Source organism: Streptosporangium sp. NPDC023615, from assembly GCF_040640155.1.
In the GTDB taxonomy this organism is placed as follows: domain Bacteria; phylum Actinomycetota; class Actinomycetes; order Streptosporangiales; family Streptosporangiaceae; genus Streptosporangium.
The window spans coordinates 34,821-55,063 of record NZ_JBFABE010000043.1 but is presented as its reverse complement, the minus strand read 5'-3'; the positions used below and the strand labels follow the sequence as shown (position 1 = coordinate 55,063).

The following is a 20,243-nucleotide window of genomic DNA, read 5'->3' as shown; positions in this document are numbered from 1 at the left end:
TATCAACCTCGAACGTGGGGTCCACCAGTCTCCATTAGAGGACCTTGCTGATGTTCGAGAATGAGGAGGCCCTGGTCTTGTGGCCAAGGCCTCCAGTTTTCACTACAGCGTCTTCTTCTCGATCTCGTCGAGTAAGACGCGCAACTCGGCGACCACCTTCTTGACCTCGTCAGGGTCTTCGCTGGCGGCGGTCTGGGCAAGGTCCCGCTTCACGACTCGCTGGAGGATCGCACGGAGCTTTCCGGCCTCCGCGGCGAAGGTCGTAGTTGGTTTGTGCGAGGTGGCAAGCTGATCGAGATAGCCCTTGGCGCGAGCGGTTTGCTCAAGAGCGGCAGCGGACCGTTTGCCAGGAGTCGCGTCCCATACCTCGAACAGGGCTTCCTCGCCGTGCTTCTCCCAGACGGGTCGCAATGCGGTCGCCTGCCCCTCGTTCACATCGCGATCGACACCATGGCGGGACAGGGCTTCCAGCACGGGGATATCAGCGATGACCCGGGAGACGTAGGTGGGGTGCCACTGGTGCTCAGCCCGGATGTAGCTAGTGAAGGACGAGTAGCCCTTCTCGAGAAACCGCTCGTAGTCGCGGATCACAACCAGGGCGCGGCCGACGCCGAGGAGCCACTGTGTAGTGAGAGCGACGATGTGCTGCTCGCAGTCCTCCAGGGTCGGTATGACGCCAGCGGCCAGTTTGCGGGTGAACGGATCGGCGGCCGAAGCGATGACAAATTTGTCATCGACGGAGGCGAGAACCCCGGCTTCTGTTTGTTCTAAACCAGTGGCCTCGCCAGCGTTGGCCGGGGAGGACTGAACTGGCACGGGTGGCGCCGCCTGATCTTGTCCGTCGCGGAACAGATCATCTATCAGGCCAGCAGTGTCCGAGAGGGTCGACCCCAGGTTGAACGTCTTAGGGTTCCCGCTCATGCAGTCCTCCTCTCGACAAGCGCGGCCCCGAGGAATTGATAGTCAAGTCGTACGGTGGCCTCAGGTGCGTACTCGTGCAGCGGCTTCAGGATGTGAGGCAGAGGTGCCTCTCGCGCGGCGGTCGACGAGCGCACCCCCATCACCAGCGCTTCGGGAAAGTCCCTACACATGAGGTCGAACATCGCTCGGGTGAGGTTGGTCTTCAGTACTTCAGCCAGGAGAACAGCACGGCGGTTCAGCTTCGGTTGGACCCGCTTGGTGAGCTCGATGGTCCGGTTCAAGCTGGTCATCGAGCGCATGTCGAGCCCGGACGCCTTGAGCGGAATGATCAGTTCAGGGCAGGCGATCATGCCCGCGACGGTCAACTTGCCGAGCGAGGGCCCACAATCGGCGATCTCCACGTCGAAGGTCTCGGTGCTGTTCTCGATGCCCCAGGCGACTCCCTGTTCGACGCCCACGATTTCGCTGTCGACTTCTGCCTGCTTGAGGCTCGTGTACGAGGGGACGATGGACAGATTCGGAACCGCCGTGGGATAGGTGACCTCATCCGGTGACGCTTCGCCCTTGAACATGTGGAGCAGGTTCCGGGGGGTGCCAGAAACACCGGTCTGGGGAGGCATCCAGGAGGTGGCGCTGCCCTCTTGAGGGTCAAGGTCCCAAATTCGCACCTTGAATCCCATGAGGGCGAGCTCACATGCCAAGCAGACCGTGGTGGTGGTCTTGCTGGTTCCGCCCTTCTGCATGATGCAGCAAAGCCGGCAGGGTGTCTTCAACGGGCTGAACAGGTCTGGGATGCGAGGCTGCAGCCATGTGGGCAGCTCGTCCAGAACCGGAGGAACAGGCAGAGCAAGGGTCATCTTGACCAGCTGCCAGCGTGGGGGTTCTGCATGATCGTCTCCTGCGAAAGAGTCCGCGCACCACACGGCACGCGCGCACCATCCTAGAGATACGGTGCGGAAAGTACGGGACAAAGCACGAGGGCCACCCCGTGGGGTGGCCCTCGTGGAACTCTTTCGCGCCTTCAGCATAGCGGGCGCCGTGCGGCGACGGTGCGGTGGTGAGTGTAGGGACTGACCTGGACCAACCTCGACGTGATTTGCCCCTCCTCTCCGAGCTAACCCACTCTGGACGCACCTGCCCTTGCCGGAGGGGCCGAGGGAGATCAAGTCGGGTCTGGCGGTGGGGGTTCGGTTACGGGGTTCGCGGGAGCTGTGCTGGTTTCGGCAGGGACACCCTGCCCCGGGCCCCGCGCTGGGTCGCTCGTCGATGAGCGGACCGAGAGGGTAATCATGACGACGACGATAGCCAGGACGACGGCAACACTAATTCCAGCCGCTTTCGCTGCGGTTCTGCGGGAGTGGCCACGCACACGGATTCGTCTACCGCTGGGCAGCGTGCGTATGTAGGACCGGACCCGACTTTTGCCCATTCCTGGACGGTATAGAGCCACCTAGGCGGCGACCAGGTCACGGTGGGGCAGGCTCTGCTGTCGCCTGGGTGAGCAGGCTCCAGCCCTCAACGGACTACCGAGCGGCGAGGGAACATCCCCGCGGGCGCAGGGCCAACGGTCTCGTCGGCATGCAGCTCCTCGCCGAGCGAGGACCATCCCCGCGGGTACGGGACCGACAAGTTGCGCTCACCGGCCACGCCGTCACGCTCGGAAGCATCCCCGCGGGTGCAGGGCCGACCTGGCCTGGGCGGCCATCGCGGAGTCGAACTGGGGACCATCCCTGCGGGTGCGGGGCCGACGTCCAGTCCGACCCGATCCAGGTCAAGGGGCTGGAGCCATCCCCACGGGTGCGCGGTCGACGTATTTGTGGGCCGTACTTGCGGGAGTCCGTGAGGACCATCCCTGTGGGCGCGGGGCCGACAACTCGGCCAGGAACTCATAGACCTCGCGGGCCGGACCATCCCCGCGGGCGCAGGGCCGACCGCATGGATCTTGCAACCTGCACGTATCAGGAGGGGCGATCCCCGTGGACACGGGGCCGGCGGCCTTGCGATCGGAACCATCGGAGCATCCCCGCGGGCGCGGGGCCGACGCTCGCAGGACGCCGGGCAGCTTCTCCCAGTGCGGACCATCCCCGCGAGCGCGAGGCCGACTACAGGTCGCAGTTCCCAGAGATGTCGTCGCCGGGACCAGCCCCGCGGGCGCGGGGCCGACAGTTCGGGCTGTGTGAAGGTCCCCCTGGCCAGAGGACCACCCCCGCGGGCGCGGGACCGACGCGGCGCGCGCCACATCACACAGGGCATCTCGGGGACCATCCCCGCGGGCGCGGGGCCGACTTGTACACCGACGCGTACAGCACGGTGGTGCCGGGATCATCCCCGCGGGCGCGGGGCCGACTCTGAGCATCCTGCCCTTGGCGGTGAACGCGGGGGACTATCCCTGCGGGCGCGAGGCCGACAACTCGATGCCGGTCCCGATGGCCGATGCCGACGGACCATCCCCGCGCCCGCGGGGCCGACCCCTCTCGTGATGAACCAGGAGGGCCTTCCGCAGGACCATTCCCGCGGGCGCGGGGCCGACAGCCGCTCGATGCGGTAGGCGATGACGTCGGGGGGGCCATCCCCGCGGGCGCGGGGCCGACGTTCGGTGCGTGTGTGCGCGGACATGGTGGCGGGAACCATTCCCGCAGGCGCGGGACCGACAGCCCTTAGCCGGATCGTCGCTGGCTTCCCGAGGGACCATCCCCGCGGGCGCGGGGCCGACGCTCAACTGCTGGCCCGCACTCAAGATCAAGGAGGACCATCCCCGCGGGCGCGGGGCCGACCAGCGGCCGACCCTGCGCGCCGATGAGGATCCGGGACCATCCCCGCAGGCGCGGGGCCGACTACTACAGGGACGTCAAGGTCATAGCGCAGCAGGGACCATCCCCGCGGGCGCGGGGCCGACACGGTCATGTTGATGTCGGCGGCCGTCATCGCCGGACCATCCCCGCGGGCGCGGGGCCGACGTACGCCTGCTTGGCCGCGGCAAGCCGGGTCGCGGACCATCCCCGCGGGCGCGGGGCCGACCTGCTCACCGAGGCTCCTCTCATTGACCGGGGGGAGCATCTCTGCGGGCGCGGGGCCGACGCCCTGGGCGTCCTGGCGCGAGCAGACCTGCCGGGAGCATCCCCGCGGGCGCGGGGCCGACTTTTGAGACAGGCATTCTCGGGGTTCCAAGAACGGAGCATCCCCGCGGGCGCGGGGCCGACAACCCGCCGTCGATCGCTGGGTACTCGTCCGCCGGACCATCCCCGCGGGCGCGGGGCCGACAAAATCGAGGCGAAATGGCTCGGTGACGACCTTGGACCATCCCCGCGGGCGCGGGGCCGACTGCCCGGGGCCTTGCCCTGCATGTCGCGACCCGGACCATCCCCGCGGGCGCGGGGCCGACGCCGATGGACGGGCGGCCCCGGTCGAACTCGACGGGACCATCCCCGCGGGCGCGGGGCCGACGCGGCACAGGCGGCCAGTACCACATCCCGAACCGGACCATCCCCGCGGGCGCGGGGCCGACGCGCGCGCGAGCTGGAGCGCGAACGTGGCGCCGGGACCATCCCCGCGGGCGCGGGGCCGACTCGGCCGCGTGCCATCACACGAACCTCAGCGTCGGACCATCCCCGCGGGCGCGGGGCCGACGCAACCACGTCGACGCAGTCGTCGTGCGTGCCGGGACCATCCCCGCGGGCGCGGGGCCGACGTGGTGCGCATGCTCGACAGCGGACAGCTGGCGGGACCATCCCCGCGGGCGCGGGGCCGACACCAGGTGCTTCATCGGCGGAGGCGGGCAGAAAGAATCAGTCCGTCGAAGTCGATGGGATACCAGCGGTCCTTTCCCGCTGTCCGTATGGCCCAGCCCTGTTCGTTGGCAGCGGGTTCGACCAGGACGGCCTGGCCGTCGCCGATGCGGGAGGCGAGCAGTTCCCAGATGCGGTCTCGGATGCGTTTGCTGGGGGTGCCGACGAAGACTCCGGCGTTGACCTCGACCATCCAGCGGGTGAGGTGGCCGCGTAGTCCTTCGGGGGCGGCGATGAGGACGATGACGGTCATGGGCCGCTCGCTGTGTGGCCGTCCGCAGGCCGCTCGGAGGTCTGTTCTTCGAGTTCCGGGCCGATGACCGCGATGTGTTCCTCGCCCATGACGGCGGGGATGAGCTGCTCGATCGTGGTGTCGGGGGAGGAGGTTTCGGCTCCTGCCCAGTTGACGCCTCCGGCGACGGTGCCGAGCTTTTCGTCCCACAGTTCGTTGACCTCGATGTCGGGGATGTCCACGCCGTCGGGGCTCAGCAGGGTTTTGAGGTCGCCGACGATACGGCCCAGGAGTTTGTCCTCGGCGATCCGGTCGCGCAGGCCCAGGCGCGCGTCGCGTTCCTCGGTCAGGCCTTTGGCGGCGAGGTCGAAGGCGAGCGGGATGGTGTATTCGGCCTTGTAGAGGTCGGCGATGTCCATGACGAAGGAGGTCGCTGCTCCGGTGTGGACGAAGCCGAGCCCGGGACTGGCGCCCAGGCCGACGATGACGGCGTGGCAGATGCCGTACAGGGCGGCGTTGGCGGCCGACAGCAGGCGGTTGAGGTCGTCGCCGGTGGCGTAGGCGTCGCCGGGGCGGTAGTCGCGGCCGGTCCATGCCACGCCGGTGCGGCGGGAGTGTGCCTGGTACTGCTTGCGGACGCGGGCGCCCTCGCGGCCGCGGAGCTGCTGCATGGTCATGGCCGAGACGTCCTCGCCGGGAAAACGCATCCCGTACATGGCGCGGGCCACACCCAGGCGCTCTTTGGGGCGGGTGACGAGCCAGGCCTGGCGGTGCAGCAGGCCCGATCCCCGGCTGGGGCCAAGACCTGAGGCGTACATGCGCACGCCTTGTTCGCCGACCCAGCACACCGCGGTGCCGGAGTCGGCGAGCAGGCGGATGGCGCCGTGGGTGACGCGGGTGCCGGGGCCGATGAGCATGACGGCGACCATCGCGGCCGGCACCCGCACGGTGTCGCGCTTGTTGATGATCACGACGGCGTTCTCGTCGCGGTCGAGGTGGCTGCGTTCGACGTAGACGCTGGAGACGCGATCGGTGATGCGGTGCAGGTCGTGCGGGTGGGCCTTCCACCAGATGTCGGCCATTACCTGCCCTGTCCCCGGCCGGGACCGCTCGAGGGCAGGGGCGGGGCGGGGAGCGGGGCGAGGGTGAGCAGGCCGCAGCCGTAGGACTTGGCGGGGCCGATACCGCCCAGCAGCCGCTCGGTGAACACCGTCGCATCCGTGATGCGCAGCCGGCCTTCGAACGTCGCGGTGCTCAAGACGACCCGGCTGGTGCCGTTCTTCTTGGTGAAGGAGCGGCGGCCCCGGGCGGTGATCCGCACCTCCTGGGCCGCGGAAACCTCGACGCCCTGGTGCGGGTCCAGACCGAGCGCTGGAGGGTCGGTGTGGGCGTCGGGGATCGCAAATCCCCATCGCTGGGTGCGGGTGAGGAACCAGGTGAGCTGGTGGGCGGCGGTGCGATGGCCGATGCGGAAGGAGCGCTGCCGTTCACCTGCCGCCTCCTTGGCCTTCTCGGTTTTCTCGGCTTGTTCGGTGCTGGGGCTGATCGGGGTGCGGGTGTTTTGGACGGGGTTGGCGGTGAGGCGGAAGGCGAACTCGCGGCCGACGGCGATCTGAGCGAGCAGCGGCGCGTAGTCGCGGACCGCGGCGTGCTCGCCGTCGGCGTCGGGCCAGCCGGCCTGTTCGATCAGGTGGGACCAGTCGGGCCGGGTCGGGGTGAGGGCGAACAGGAAGGGCCGGTGGGGGTTGTCGGCGTCCAGCCGCCACAAGATGCGCTCGTTGGCGGGGTCGTCGGGGATGGCGTGCATGACGGCGCCGTGCATCATGTGCGGGCTGGCCAGCAATAGCCGGCTTTTCTCCCGCAGCGGGTTGATCCGGATTCGAGACAGGTAGGTCATGGTGGTCACCAGCCCAGCAGGGCGAAGGGGTCGTGGCCGTCGGCGGCGGCATCGGGGTGGGGAAAGCCGGTCGGCAGGCTCACCCAGGTGTGGCGGATACGGCGGCTGACGAAGCGCCGGGTCCGGGGGGCGAAGGACTGCGGCACGTCGTTGAGGGAGTCGGGGCCGTCGGGGTCGTCCAGGGTCACGGGCAGGTCGACGGTGGCCGGGCGTGCCCGCCGGGTGCGGACGAGCAGGTCTTTCGCGCTCTGGCCGGCCTGCCAGGGCTCGGTGCGCAAGACCTCCTCCAGCGGCTCCTCGCGCACGGCCAGGAAGAGCGGCTGGGTGGGTACGCAAGAGCGCCGGCCCAAAGCCAGGGGGAAGGCGGGGTGGCGGACGGCCTCGGCCAAGGCCTGGACCAGCGGCGCGGGTCCCTGCAACGCGGCGAGGAAGATCGCGTCCTGCAGGTAGAAGCGCTGGGTGATGTGGGTGTGCTTGGCCGGCGAGGTGAGTTTCTGCACGCCCTTGGCCGACACCCCCGCCTGCGGGAGCGGTCGGCCGCGGTAGTCGCTGACGGTGTGGTAGTCGCGCAGCAAAGTGCCGGGCTGATCGACCCGCACGCCCATCCGCAGCTGCAGCAGCTCCCCCGGCGGCTCTTCACGGTCGCGGCCGGCCGCGGCGGCCAGCAGGCCGAGCACGCCGGACTTGGTGGGCTCGGGCCGGGTGTCGCGGCGGTTGAACACGCTGCGATCCCCCCACGACTGCAAGGGCCCGCCCAGGCGCAGCACCAGCGTCACCTGCCCGGCCTCGGCCTCGGCCTCGGTTCCGGTCTTGGGCGGGTTCATGCGCTCTGCTTGAGGAGCTCAACGAGCCTGCCGCGCAGGCCGGCGGTCAGCTCGGGGAAGGTCTGCTGCTCACCGAAGGCCGCACCGAGCCGGGTCGCGGTGTCGCTGCCGGAGGCGTAGGTGTGACAGACCGCGGCGTGCACGGGAGCGTCCCCCCACTGCGTGACGGCGCGCTCGTACTCATCAGCCAGCGACAGGGCTGAGAGCTCGGCGAGCCCTTCTTCGTGATCCTCGCGCTTGGTGACGGGCTTTTCGTAGGCGGAGACCAGGTTGACCGGCTGGTCGTCGCGGACCACGACCGCGACCAGGCTGGGCAGCGTGCGGTGGGCGAAGGAGTTTTGGTGCCCGGAGGGGATGGAGCGGGCGAAATGCTGGACGAAGGCCTCGACCGCGTCGAGGGCTGCGTCGGTGTCGCCGAGGTTGGCGGCCAGCTGGTGCAGGCCGACGGTGGCATAGCGATACAGGGTCGCGGAGTTGAAACCGATGGTGCCGATCATGCCGGCGCCGGTCTCTTCCTTGAGGTTCTCATCGTCGACGGCGGTGTAGTAGTCGAATTCCAGCTCCACCGCGTGCGTGGACAGGGCGTGGGCGACCTGGGTGGCGGCGTCGACGTTGAGGGAGGGGATGTCGGCGACCATGCGGCCGAACAGCGCCACGTCCATCGGGTGCCCGCTTTGGAGTTTCTGCGCCACCGGCAGCTCCTTGAGCGCGGCGACCAGCTGCTCATCGTCCAGCGCCGCGAGGTCGGTGGCCTGGCCTGCGATCAGGTCGACGATGTCCTCCAGCTGCCGGTAGCCGAAGAACAGCAGGTAGGCGGTGTCGCCGGCCTTCTTGCCCTCCTTGATGCCGAGCGGTTCCAGGAGCTTGGCCGCCAACCGGGCGCCGTGGTCGGCCTCCAGCCCGGTACGGGCGCTCACGCGCTTGGCCAGCTCGGCAACGATGCGCTTGGTGCGGGTGGCGTGGTCGTGTTCGGGGGCGTGCTGGGCGAAGGCGGTGCGGGTGGCGCGCTTCCACGCCTGGGAGGAGACCCGGGCGCGGCGGACCCCACCGAAATAGGCCTCCTTGGGGTTGCCCTGATCGTCGCGGTTGAGGTTGGCCGGCGGGACGGTCTGCACGATGTGCACGTCGATGAAAAGGCGCTTGTCCATGAAAAGGCTCCAGGGGGAAGACGGATCAGTCAGCGGGTCAGGAGGTGGTCGTGGTCGTGGTCGCGGTCGTCGAGCCGGCAGGCCCGTCATCGGCGGGTTTCTGTTCGTCGGGGCGAGACCACCGGTAGTAGTCCAGGCCCCAGCGGCGGCGGGCGCGCTGGCGGGTATCGGGCCGTTGCCAGGCGTAGATGTCAGCCATGAGCTGGTCGTAGTCGATCGGCTGGCCGATGGTGCGCAGCTGGGTGATCAGACCCCGCAGATGGGTGAGCAGAGCCGAGACCTGGGTGGCGCCGGCCGCGGCGTTCACCCGGCGATCGACGGCCTCCTGCGTGAACTTCCCGCTTTGGTGCAGGCGGCGCAGCGCCTGGCCCAGGCGAACCCCGGAGCGGTGCATCGGCTCAGAACGCGACTGCTGGTGCAGCCCATACAGGGCCAGCGCCGCATGCTCGGCCTTCTGCTCCTGCGACACCTGACCTCTGCGGGCGAGACGGTCGTCGACCGGGGAGCGGTAGTGCGGCCACAGGGCCGGCACGCTCCCGGCCTCGCGGCCGAGTCCCGCGCGCATCGCGGCCAGGTCTTCGCCAGGAGGGCGGCCCTCTTTCCTGCGCCAGGTCCCGTCCGCGGCGATGTAGCGGCTCCAGTAACGCGGCGGCCGGTCGTTTAAGGGGGGCATGTCGATTCTCACCTTCACAAGGTTCGGGCTGTCTCAGCGGCCGAAACGGTGTCCTGCAGGGGCGAGAGCGCGCCTTCCACGAGCGGCACGGCCTCGCCCGGGGAGTCGTCGGCGGCTGGTGCGCAGCGGGTCAGGATGGTGGCGAGCTGGCGGCGGAAGTTCTGCTCGGCGCCGGCCAGCCGGTAGGTGAACGTGCGACCGTTCTTCTCCACCGCGCGTCCGGCGAACGCGCTGTGCGCCGCGCCGGCCAGGACCTTTTCCGCGACCTCCCAGGTGCGGTCCCGGGCGAGCTTCTCCCAGGCATCGCGGCCCCGCTCCAGCACCTCCGGGTCGTCGGCGCTTGCTCGGACGCCGATCAGGAAGCGGCGCACCAGCGCATCCAGCGCGTGCAGCACGAACTCACCGGGACGCTGGCCCTTGTCCCAAGGGATGGGATCGGCCCCCGCGGCCCGGCGCAGATCGGCCGAAAGGTTGTTCACCGCACGAGCCAGGCCTTCGGCCTGCTCGGCGACCTCCAGCACCACCCCGTAGACGTCCTCATCCGCCCGCAAGGCCGCGACGGGCAGCGGGATCGCATCGAAGACGATGTCCTCCACGACCGCGGACTGGGTGCCGTAGGTGATGGCAATCGTCTCCACCCGCAGCGGGTAATCGAAGGCGAGCAGCCCTTCGGCTTGAACGCCGGCGAGCTGGCGCAACAACACCGAGGTCTCGACATCGCCGCCCTCTTGGCGCTCTGCGGCCAGCAAAGCCTCCAACCCCCGCCAGGCGGCCTTACCCGGGGTGTGCCTTCGCGGCTTTCGGAACGTTCCACCCCCTTTGGGAGCCTTGGAGAAGCTCCAGGTGGTGTGCGGCTCCCACTCCGGGACCTCTCGCAGACGATCACCGGCGCACAAAACGACACGGCAGACCCGCACACCACCGCCGACGTCGTCAGAGTCATTGGTGTCGTCGGTGTCTTCGGCGATCAGGCGGATACGCCGCGACTGCCAGGTCCACAGATCCAGCAGGCCGGTGGCGGCCCGCACCTGCCAGCGCGCGGTGAGCGGCTCGCGCCGCCAGTGCGGGAGATCGTCCTCGGGCTGGGTGCCGAAGGGGATGTTGAGCAGCAACGTCTCATACAGGCTGCGCCCGGACGGGAGGACCACGCCCAGCGACCCCAGGGGGCCGGTCGGGTTGCCCATCGTCTTGCCCGCTTTGACCTGCGGGTCGTCGGCGGCGCCGGATTTGATCGCGGCGGTGTCCCAGCAGTGCGCGTGCAGCAGCCACCGGGCCGCCTGAGCCGGGCTCAGCGGCAACGGATCGCCCTCGGTGCGGGCGGCGAACAGCGGCACGTTGTTACCCGCGGCCGCCGTGACGACCAGCAACGCCGACCCCTTGGTCTCGTTCTTAGCCGTATGCAGACCCCCTACCTGGGCGAAGGGAGCATGGGCGTCGAAGAGGTCAAAGCGCGCCCGGTGCTCATCGAGGTAGGCGCCCAGGGTGTCCTGCTCGGAGTCGGTGAAGCCGCCGGCGGTGAACCTGCGCGCCCACTCCTGCCGGTCAGGTGGGCGGCCCAGCGCGTCCATCACCACCGGCAGGAGAACCTGCCGCAGCAGCGCCGGGGCGTGCGTGGGCAGATCAACCGTGAGGGAGTCGAACTCCGAGGCGCCAAGCAGCGCCTGACGAAGGGAGAACTCCCCGACAGCTGTCTCGCCCTTAGGGCGTAAAGGCAACCATGGTGAATCAATCAGGTCATACATGGACATGAGGAATCCTCGAATTAGCCATGTCTAGGAATTTCTTGGAAGAACAAAGAGTGTCAGATGACGCGCCCGTTTGAGGCGGAAATGCTTAGAGTGATTCCGCCCCGCAACGTTGGAAGCGAAAGAAGGAAGACGGCGGGGATGGCTCGTGGCCGTGTCTCGAACACCTTCTCGGCCCCGCATCCGCGGGGATACCAAAGCCGGTGCGGGCCTTTCGCCGCCACACCACCCTTCGGGCTTTATCGAAGCACGCACGACCTGAATTGATTTCACGTTTTTCGTCTGCCTCGCCGCTGCGGGCCACCGTTCACGATCAAGCCGAGACGCTCGTCGTAGCGCAGCGTGTACTCACCCACCGCCCCGACCGGGCCGGCCAGTCCGGCCATCCCGCCCGCGCTGATTGCGCTGGTCAGGGGGGTTGCAGTGTCACCGTTGTCGTTCAGCACGACGGCGCGGGTGTGCTTGAGCCAGGGGTGATCGCGCCATCCCTCCAGCGGCGCCAGGTCACGCTCGGCCGCCTCGGTGAGCGAGGACGGCAGCCGCACCGTCGCCCCCAGCGTCTCCTCCAGCACCTCATCGGCCAACACCTCGCCGTGCACGCCGAGCCATCTGCCGCCCAGCGTGCGGTAGCCGCGACCGTCGTGGCGCACCAGCACGACCTCCACGCTGGGCTCACCGTCACGGACGAGCGCCTGCAGCTTCCCTTCCGTGACGCGGCCATGTCCCGCGCCGTAGTGCAACCCCTCCAGTGTCGGGTGGGTGTGCTCGTTACGCCGGGTGAGCAGGTACTTCTCCGCGTTCTCGGCCCGCTCGCTCTGCTCGGCCCGCCAATCGGCGTACGCCTGCTGGTGCGCATCGGCCCAGCCGTCCGGCACGACGCCGGGCGCGTGACCGTAGACCTGCCCCACCAGGTGCGGCACGTCTCCGGGCACCGACCAGTGGCCGCCGTCGGCCTGGCAGACCAGCGCGGCGGTGCGCAGCAACAGGTAGCGGCCATAGATCCCCGCACTGGCCGGCAGGATCCACGGCGGGCCCTGCTGGTGGGGCTCGAACCCGGTGACGACGACCTCGGGTCGCCGCACCCGCTGCGGCCGCTCAACACCGTCATGGCGATGCACGCGTCCCAGACGCTGCAACAGCAGGTCGATACTCGTCAGGTCGGTGACCAGCAGATCGGCATCCACGTCGAAGGACTGCTCGGCCAGCTGGGTGGCCACCAAAATCAGACGGCCCGGACGCGTGGGCCCGCTCTCGGTGGGCGGGCCCAGCAGTTGCAGGCACTGCTCGGTCTTCTCCGCCCGGTCATGAGCGGTCATCCGCCCGTGCAGCAGCCGCACCTCCTCACCGAAACGCCCGCGCAGCGCCTCGTAGGTGGCCTGAGCCCGCGCAACGGTGTTACGGATCACTAGGGCGCACCCGCCGTGGGCGAGCCGCTCCTCAACCAGGTCGGCCACCAGATCAGCGGCCAGCACCGCCTGCTCCTCGCCTCGCGCCTCTGGCTCGGGCACCACCGTGACCCTCACCTGCAGATCCTCACGCCACTGCTGTGCATGCTCCACGTCATAGACGGCATGCCCGTCGACCAGGCAGGCTGCGGTGACGCTGGGATATCCCGCCGGCTCGGGCAGGTCCGCCACGGCGAACTCCTGCTGGCACGCAGCACCCGCCAGATAGGCCGCCACGAGCTCTTGGCGCTGCGCCGCGGGCAGAGTCGCCGACAACAACACCACCGGCACCCGCGCCTGGCCCAGCCAGCGCAATCCCTCCTTGAGGAACTGCGACATGTAGATATCCGCCGCGTGCACCTCGTCAAGCACGACGACCTTGCCCATCAGCCCCGCAGCACGCAACATCACGTGCTTGGTGCGGGTGGCCGCGTAAAGCAGCTGGTCGATCGTGCCGACGACGAACGGGCTCAGCAACCCGCGCATCCGCCCTAAAAACCACGCCGCCGGCGCCTTGCGCTCTGGCTCCTCCTCCTCGCAGAAGGACCATTCGGCCATGCCGAACTCGTCCTCGCCGACGCTGTCGAAACGGCCGTCGAAATCGGTGTCGACCCCGTCGAGCAGGGCGCGCCATTCCTTGTTGAACCTGCGCTTGCCGTGTAGCAACGTGACCTGCTCGGCCAACCCCTCACCGACCTCGGCCAGCCAGGCCCGCACCTGGCTGAACATCGGATCGCTCGTCGCCTGCGTCGGCATCCCGACATACACACCCCCGGCGCCGAAACGCGCCGCCAAGATCTCCGCCGCCACAAACGCCGCCTTCGTCTTGCCCTCGCCCATCGGCGCCTCGACGATCAACAATCCAGGCGCCGCCATCCGCCGGGCGATTTGCATGACGAGGTCTTGTGAGGGGCGCGCTGGCCGTCCAAAACGCCGCGGGAAGGCGTCCTGGCCGGGGAGGTCGAGCACGCCCCAGCCCCCCTGCAGCCCGAGCTTCTCCCACGCTGCGACCGCCCGCTTCCTGGCCTGGACCAGGGTTACCTGCGCCAGGTCGTCGATGCCCTGGAAGTGACGCTCGTCGCTGGCGATCCAGTCGGCCATGACGATGAGACCGCTGAGCTGCAACTGCACGGCGCGGCTGGGCGCCTTCACCGGCTGTACCGCGGCGAGGTCCTCATACCCCAGGCACCGGGTGAAGGTCTCCACGAGCGCACGCTGAACCTTCCCCCACGCCGGCCCCTTGCCCTGAGGTTCGCCTCGCGCCGTGTTACGCCCGGCGAACACCCCCACCGACGGGAAGGATCCGTGATGGCCCGCCACCAGCGGCCACAACCAGGCGATCTGTTGCTCCTGCCACCCGTCCTCGCGAAGAAGGGTCCGCACGATCAGGCCACCGGCCTTGTCGTGCCGCCACGGATTGCGCTTGATGACGTGCTCGTTCCAGGTCAGCCCGGCCCGCCGGACCGCCTCGGCCCCCTCACCGTCCACGCTCTGAAACGCAGGCGTGGCCTTCCCGCAGTCATGCACCCCGCACAGCCAGGCGAAGAACAACCGCCCCCGCCCGCCGGAGATGTCCTCCAACTCCTGCTTGATAGCCGGCGCCAGGTAGTGATCCCACAGCTGCTCCGCCACGGCAGCAGTGTCCAATAAGTGCGATAAAAGAAGATTCATCCTCCCGCCTGCTTTCTTGCGGGATTTACCCCATAAAATCCCTAACTGTTGGGTAATGATGGATTCGTAACCGAAACTACGGTGCCACTCTGCCGACACACACCCTCCTTAGTCCGGTTGGGGAGCATAAAGACCGCGACCGACAAAAACGCTCCGGCAGCCGCCCTGCGATATCGTTCATCCCGCATACGGCACTAGCACCTAGATCATCCCGAAGGGCGGCCGTTACGATGACGGGACATCGTCCTGCTGAGCAACTAAAGAATTTCGGCGCCTACTACTGCTAGAGCCGCAGGTCACCAAGTGTCGGCCCCGCGCCCGCGGGGATGGTCCCTCCCGACCCCGAGGTCTCTCCCACCAGGCATAGTCGGCCCCGCGCCCGCGGGGATGGTCCACGGTAGAAGACCCGCCCGTGTCACAGCCGGTCGTCGGCCCCGCGCCCGCGGGGATGGTCCGCTGGCCAGCGCACGCCGCGCGTGCGCCTTGAAGTCGGCCCCGCGCCCGCGGGGATGGTCCGCCCAGCGTGGCACGGTCTACTCCGTCCTGCGGGTCGGCCCCGCGCCCGCGGGGATGGTCCCTTGCTCGCCGCGCTCCTCGGCCTGGGCGCGGGGTCGGCCCCGCGCCCGCGGGGATGGTCCCTTCCTCCAGGCGGCCTTCGCCTCACGGGAGTCGTCGGCCCCGCGCCCGCGGGGATGGTCCCCACTGCCTGTCGCTCCCCGACCCGACCGACCCGTCGGCCCCGCGCCCGCGGGGATGGTCCGGCAGCTGCCACGTCGGCGGGTGCAGCCTGCTCGGTCGGCCCCGCGCCCGCGGGGATGGTCCCTTGCTCGCCGCGCTCCTCGGCCTGGGCGCGGGGTCGGCCCCGCGCCCGCGGGGATGGTCCCTTCCTCCAGGCGGCCTTCGCCTCACGGGAGTCGTCGGCCCCGCGCCCGCGGGGATGGTCCCCACTGCCTGTCGCTCCCCGACCCGACCGACCCGTCGGCCCCGCGCCCGCGGGGATGGTCCGGCAGCTGCCACGTCGGCGGGTGCAGCCTGCTCGGTCGGCCCCGCGCCCGCGGGGATGGTCCCTTCTTGCACTTCGGGCAGCGCTTGCACTGACAGTCGGCCCCGCGCCCGCGGGGATGGTCCTGGATTCGCGCGGAAAGGGGATTAGACCCATTGGTCGGCCCCGCGCCCGCGGGGATGGTCCCGTCACGGCGACCCGGCGGCACTACAGGGTGCGCGTCGGCCCCGCGCCCGCGGGGATGGTCCCAGAGTGTCGGCATGGGCCGCCTCGATCTCCGCGTCGGCCCCGCGCCCGCGGGGATGGTCCCACGGAGACGAAGAAGGAGAAGAAAAAGAAGAAGTCGGCCCCGCGCCCGCGGGGATGGTCCTTCTCAGTTCCGCCTTGGTTCCGCCTGGCGCCGGTCGGCCCCGCGCCCGCGGGGATGGTCCGCCCAACCACTCGGGAGGCTCCTGCTCAGACGAGTCGGCCCCGCGCCCGCGGGGATGGTCCGCGCTCCCCGTCCAGCGGCCCGGCCCACAGCGTGTCGGCCCCGCGCCCGCGGGGATGGTCCCGCGACCGGCCCCCGCTGAACAGGCCGCCCAGCGTCGGCCCCGCGCCCGCGGGGATGGTCCCCGAGAGGACCCACCGGCGGTGGCGCACGCAGGGTCGGCCCCGCGCCCGCGGGGATGGTCCGCGCATCGTCGGTGATCCGGACATCGAGGAACAGTCGGCCCCGCGCCCGCGGGGATGGTCCCCCGAAGCGGGCAATGGAGACGCTGCGCCAGTAGTCGGCCCCGCGCCCGCGGGGATGGTCCTCGACGGCCGGGCCGTGCAGCTCCACACCGCGTGGTCGGCCCCGCGCCCGCGGGGATGGTCCTTCCAGCTCATGGCGGGCCGGCCGCACGCCTACCGTCGGCCCCGCGCCCGCGGGGATGGTCCGAGCAGGGGTGGGTGGAGACCCTCGGTGGGAAAGTCGGCCCCGCGCCCGCGGGGATGGTCCCCCGATGACCACCACCATGCTCGGCTGGATCCGGTCGGCCCCGCGCCCGCGGGGATGGTCCGCGGTGTCCTCGGTGACGACCTCCTCGCCCGGCGTCGGCCCCGCGCCCGCGGGGATGGTCCCTAGGCCGAAGTGCCTACCAAGCGGGAGGAAACGTCGGCCCCGCGCCCGCGGGGATGGTCCGGAGGAAATGAACGCGACCACGTCAAAGCTGGTGTCGGCCCCGCGCCCGCGGGGATGGTCCCGTGAATTGCTGAGGGGGAACCCATGTCCGAGGGTCGGCCCCGCGCCCGCGGGGATGGTCCCGCCCATGACCTTGTCGAAATTCATGCTGCTCCGTCGGCCCCGCGCCCGCGGGGATGGTCCCCCCGACAGGCCCGAGATCGCCGCCCGGCCGAAGTCGGCCCCGCGCCCGCGGGGATGGTCCCGATCTGCACTCTCTTCTACTTCCGGGCCGGGCGTCGGCCCCGCGCCCGCGGGGATGGTCCCGGTCAGCTCTTCGCCGTGCAGCTCTCTCGCGCGTCGGCCCCGCGCCCGCGGGGATGGTCCCGCCTCACCACCGCCCAGTGCCGCCCGGTAGGCGTCGGCCCCGCGCCCGCGGGGATGGTCCCCACGTGATCAAGATCGGCGTGGCCAGTGACAGGTCGGCCCCGCGCCCGCGGGGATGGTCCTGCGGAAGGCCCTCCCGGATCGAATCCAGGAGGGTCGGCCCCGCGCCCGCGGGGATGGTCCGTTGGTGGGGGAGCTGCAGGAGATCGGCCGTAAGTCGGCCCCGCGCCCGCGGGGATGGTCCGCTCTCCTTGGGGGCGGGCTGCTCGGCGAGGTCGTCGGCCCCGCGCCCGCGGGGATGGTCCGCCGGGCGGCCTGGTCGCGGTCATCACCTCCCGGTCGGCCCCGCGCCCGCGGGGATGGTCCGCCGGGCGGCCTGGTCGCGGTCATCACCTCCCGGTCGGCCCCGCGCCCGCGGGGATGGTCCTCCGTTCGTCACCCTGCCCGCCGACCTGGAGAGGTCGGCCCCGCGCCCGCGGGGATGGTCCGCCGGCGGGCAAGACCGGGCCCGCCCCGGAAGAGTCGGCCCCGCGCCCGCGGGGATGGTCCGCTCGACGTCCACCCCTCGCAGGTCGAACGGCTGTCGGCCCCGCGCCCGCGGGGATGGTCCGCTCGCGGCCGACTCCGACGCCGACATCGAGACGTCGGCCCCGCGCCCGCGGGGATGGTCCGGTTAGGCGGCGCTGTAGGGCTTCTCGTACGAGGTCGGCCCCGCGCCCGCGGGGATGGTCCGCGCAAGAACCCTCCGGTGATCACGCGCAAGCAGTCGGCCCCGCGCCCGCGGGGATGGGGAAGTCCGCATCCTCCGCTACGTGTCGGCCCCGCGCCCGCGGGGATGGTCCGGCGGATCCCGAGCAGACGCCCGCCGCGGTGCTGTCGGCCCCGCGCCCGCGGGGATGGTCCCTTCGCCCCGCTGCCCGGCGTGCGCGGCGGCGAGTCGGCCCCGCGCCCGCGGGGATGGTCCGCAGGTCCGAGGTCCCTGAGCCCGCCTGGTACCGTCGGCCCCGCGCCCGCGGGGATGGTCCCCGGCTGACGCAGATGTGGAAGAACGCGGCGATGTCGGCCCCGCGCCCGCGGGGATGGTCCCGGCCTCCACTTCCGTCACCCCGACGCAGGTGTGTCGGCCCCGCGCCCGCGGGGATGGTCCCCCCCTGGGGCTGGGCGGGGTCGAGTCGACCCTGTCGGCCCCGCGCCCGCGGGGACGGTCCGACCCTGTTCCTGGAGCAGGACAAGGTGGACGTGTCGGCCCCGCGCCCGCGGGGATGGTCCCCCCCTGGGGCTGGGCGGGGTCGAGTCGACCCTGTCGGCCCCGCGCCCGCGGGGATGGTCCGGGCCAGGGCGGCGGCAAGATCTGCTTCGGCGTGTCGGCCCCGCGCCCGCGGGGATGGTCCCTCGCCGTTGGACAGGCGCGCGAGGATCGAGTCGTCGGCCCCGCGCCCGCGGGGATGGTCCGAAGATCGCGCCGATGAGCTGTCCGGCGATGAGGTCGGCCCCGCGCCCGCGGGGATGGTCCGCGATGTCAATTATGCTGCCGATCGCGGAGCGCGTCGGCCCCGCGCCCGCGGGGATGGTCCCACGGTCCAGCAGTGCCCGGGGGACGACGTCCGGTCGGCCCCGCGCCCGCGGGGATGGTCCCGTCTCTTCGGCCGGGGGCGCGTCGGGGTAGCCGTCGGCCCCACGCCCGCGGGGATGGTCCGCGTTCTGCGGCGGTGGCGTCGTCGGCGTAGGTGTCGGCCCCGCGCCCGCGGGGATGGTCCGCGGTGGCAGGTGGAGGCCGCCCCAGGGGTTGGGTCGGCCCCGCGCCCGCGGGGATGGTCCAACCCGCAGGACATCAGCCGCGGCCTCGCCGAGCGTCGGCCCCGCGCCCGCGGGGATGGTCCCATGCTCTCCGTGTGCACCGACGGGAGGAAGGCGTCGGCCCCGCGCCCGCGGGGATGGTCCACCCTCGGTATCGGCTCTCAGGATGCCTCTGGCGTCGGCCCCGCGCCCGCAGGGATGGTCCGGGCGGCCGTCAGCAGTGGATCGCGTGGCTGTCGTCGGCCCCGCGCCCGCGGGGATGGTCCACCCTCGGTATCGGCTCTCAGGATGCCTCTGGCGTCGGCCCCGCGCCCGCAGGGATGGTCCGGGCGGCCGTCAGCAGTGGATCGCGTGGCTGTCGTCGGCCCCGCGCCCGCGGGGATGGTCCCGCATCCGCGCCGCCGACCGGCAGGGCCGGGACGTCGGCCCCGCGCCCGCAGGGATGGTCCCGGGGCGCCAAGGCGCAGAGACACGCTCGAGAAGTCGGCCCCGCGCCCGCGGGGATGGTCCCTTCTCGGCGATGCTCCGCATCCCGACGGAGATGTCGGCCCCGCGCCCGCGGGGATGGTCCCTGCCTGTGCGTCGCCGTGCACCGTGACTGGGAGTCGGCCCCGCGCCCGCGGGGATGGTCCCTCTATGAGCCGGAAGACCCCACCCGTCCCTACGTCGGCCCCGCGCCCGCGGGGATGGTCCACGTGGCGGGGTGAGCGGCCTTCCAGGTGGAGAGTCGGCCCCGCGCCCGCGGGGATGGTCCCGCGACGCCGGCTGTGCCGTGCGTGCCGCCCTGGTCGGCCCCGCGCCCGCGGGGATGGCCCGTCGGCGGGGGTGAAGTCGGGGGCGGTGGTGTCGGCCCCGCGCCCGCGGGGATGGTCCGGATCGTTCCGCCAATCCGTCAAGGGTTGGGTTGTCGGCCCCGCGCCCGCGGGGATGGTCCCCTGTACTGGTCCATGGTCGACAACTCCAGGTCGTCGGCCCCGCGCCCGCGGGGATGGTCCGCTGTGAATCTTGGGGTCTATGTAGATTTGAAGGTCGGCCCCGCGCCCGCGGGGATGGTCCTCAAATAGAAGCGGGCCTGGCCGGTGCGTCAACGTCGGCCCCGCGCCCGCGGGGATGGTCCCGGCGGAGGTACGCCGGTAGGCACTGGACGTGGGTCGGCCCCGCGCCCGCGGGGATGGTCCCCTGATGGCGACCGCCTGGAGGATCGAGCAAGCGTCGGCCCCGCGCCCGCGGGGATGGTCCGCCGTTGAGGGCAACGGGCATGTACATCTGGAGGTCGGCCCCGCGCCCGCGGGGATGGTCCTCAACACCCGCGGACAGCGACGCACCAGCGGCGGTCGGCCCCGCGCCCGCGGGGATGGTCCTATGCACCGCGCGGCGACCGGCGAGTGGCCGGGGTCGGCCCCGCGCCCGCGGGGATGGTCCCTTCGCCCCGCTCACGTAGGCGCCCTCGCTGTCGTCGGCCCCGCGCCCGCGGGGATGGTCCCACCGCGATCGGCCAGGCATGGAGCCTGATGCTGTCGGCCCCGCGCCCGCGGGGATGGTCCCACCGCGATCGGCCAGGCATGGAGCCT

Annotated in this window: 10 protein-coding genes and 2 CRISPR repeat arrays; all 10 genes read right to left on the bottom strand. The window is 71.0% G+C overall.

Annotation, left to right across the window (positions count from 1 at the left end; all coding sequences use genetic code 11):
* Positions 1-102: 102 nt before the first annotated feature.
* The gene (locus AB0G16_RS25980) at positions 103-921 is read right to left on the bottom strand and encodes a hypothetical protein (protein ID WP_362810028.1); all 819 of its coding nucleotides are present in this window, start codon (positions 919-921) and stop codon (positions 103-105) included.
* A complete protein-coding gene (locus AB0G16_RS25975) occupies positions 918-1,778 on the bottom strand; it encodes a ParA family protein (RefSeq protein ID WP_362810025.1) in 861 nt (286 codons plus the stop codon). Before AB0G16_RS25975 ends, AB0G16_RS25980 begins: the two co-directional genes overlap by 4 nt.
* Positions 1,779-2,459: 681 nt before the next feature.
* Positions 2,460-4,670: direct repeats of the CRISPR family, unit length 28 nt; unit sequence GGACCATCCCCGCGGGCGCGGGGCCGAC.
* Between the two features lie 10 nt (positions 4,671-4,680).
* Positions 4,681-4,959 carry a type I-E CRISPR-associated endoribonuclease Cas2e gene (cas2e, locus tag AB0G16_RS25970; RefSeq protein WP_362810022.1) on the bottom strand — a complete coding sequence of 93 codons (279 nt, stop codon included), beginning with the start codon at positions 4,957-4,959 and terminating at the stop codon, positions 4,681-4,683.
* Positions 4,956-6,020: a type I-E CRISPR-associated endonuclease Cas1e gene (gene cas1e / locus AB0G16_RS25965; RefSeq protein WP_362810020.1), complete on the bottom strand. Its 1,065-nt coding sequence runs from the start codon at positions 6,018-6,020 to the stop codon at positions 4,956-4,958. Before cas1e ends, cas2e begins: the two co-directional genes overlap by 4 nt.
* Positions 6,020-6,835, bottom strand: a complete 816-nt coding sequence (cas6e, locus tag AB0G16_RS25960) for a type I-E CRISPR-associated protein Cas6/Cse3/CasE (protein ID WP_362810081.1) — start codon at positions 6,833-6,835, stop codon at positions 6,020-6,022. The genes cas1e and cas6e overlap by 1 nt, the downstream gene beginning before the upstream one ends.
* Positions 6,836-6,840: 5 nt before the next feature.
* Positions 6,841-7,659, bottom strand: a complete 819-nt coding sequence (cas5e, locus tag AB0G16_RS25955; RefSeq protein ID WP_362810017.1) for a type I-E CRISPR-associated protein Cas5/CasD — start codon at positions 7,657-7,659, stop codon at positions 6,841-6,843.
* A complete protein-coding gene (gene cas7e / locus AB0G16_RS25950) occupies positions 7,656-8,807 on the bottom strand; it encodes a type I-E CRISPR-associated protein Cas7/Cse4/CasC (protein ID WP_362810013.1) in 1,152 nt (383 codons plus the stop codon). The genes cas5e and cas7e overlap by 4 nt, the downstream gene beginning before the upstream one ends.
* A gap of 37 nt (positions 8,808-8,844) precedes the next feature.
* On the bottom strand, positions 8,845-9,480 hold the full coding sequence (gene casB, locus AB0G16_RS25945; protein WP_362810010.1) for a type I-E CRISPR-associated protein Cse2/CasB: 636 nt from the start codon (positions 9,478-9,480) through the stop codon (positions 8,845-8,847).
* 14 nt (positions 9,481-9,494) lie between these two features.
* Positions 9,495-11,228, bottom strand: a complete 1,734-nt coding sequence (casA, locus tag AB0G16_RS25940; protein WP_362810007.1) for a type I-E CRISPR-associated protein Cse1/CasA — start codon at positions 11,226-11,228, stop codon at positions 9,495-9,497.
* A gap of 266 nt (positions 11,229-11,494) precedes the next feature.
* Positions 11,495-14,440 carry a CRISPR-associated helicase Cas3' gene (gene cas3 / locus AB0G16_RS25935; RefSeq protein ID WP_362810004.1) on the bottom strand — a complete coding sequence of 982 codons (2,946 nt, stop codon included), beginning with the start codon at positions 14,438-14,440 and terminating at the stop codon, positions 11,495-11,497.
* Positions 14,441-14,646: 206 nt separating this feature from the next.
* Positions 14,647-20,216: a CRISPR direct-repeat array (repeat unit 28 nt; unit sequence GTCGGCCCCGCGCCCGCGGGGATGGTCC).
* Positions 20,217-20,243: the final 27 nt, after the last annotated feature.

Bases quoted from the DNA above. Each gene is read 5' to 3' on its own strand.
- cas1e (WP_362810020.1), bottom strand. From the start codon at position 6,020: ATGGCCGACATCTGGTGGAAGGCCCACCCGCACGACCTGCACCGCATC.
- cas7e (WP_362810013.1), bottom strand. From the start codon at position 8,807: ATGGACAAGCGCCTTTTCATCGACGTGCACATCGTGCAGACCGTCCCG.
- casB (WP_362810010.1), bottom strand. From the start codon at position 9,480: ATGCCCCCCTTAAACGACCGGCCGCCGCGTTACTGGAGCCGCTACATC.
- cas6e (WP_362810081.1), bottom strand. From the start codon at position 6,835: ATGACCTACCTGTCTCGAATCCGGATCAACCCGCTGCGGGAGAAAAGC.
- casA (WP_362810007.1), bottom strand. From the start codon at position 11,228: ATGTCCATGTATGACCTGATTGATTCACCATGGTTGCCTTTACGCCCT.
- cas2e (WP_362810022.1), bottom strand. From the start codon at position 4,959: ATGACCGTCATCGTCCTCATCGCCGCCCCCGAAGGACTACGCGGCCAC.
- AB0G16_RS25980 (WP_362810028.1), bottom strand. From the start codon at position 921: ATGAGCGGGAACCCTAAGACGTTCAACCTGGGGTCGACCCTCTCGGAC.
- AB0G16_RS25975 (WP_362810025.1), bottom strand. From the start codon at position 1,778: ATGACCCTTGCTCTGCCTGTTCCTCCGGTTCTGGACGAGCTGCCCACA.
- cas5e (WP_362810017.1), bottom strand. From the start codon at position 7,659: ATGAACCCGCCCAAGACCGGAACCGAGGCCGAGGCCGAGGCCGGGCAG.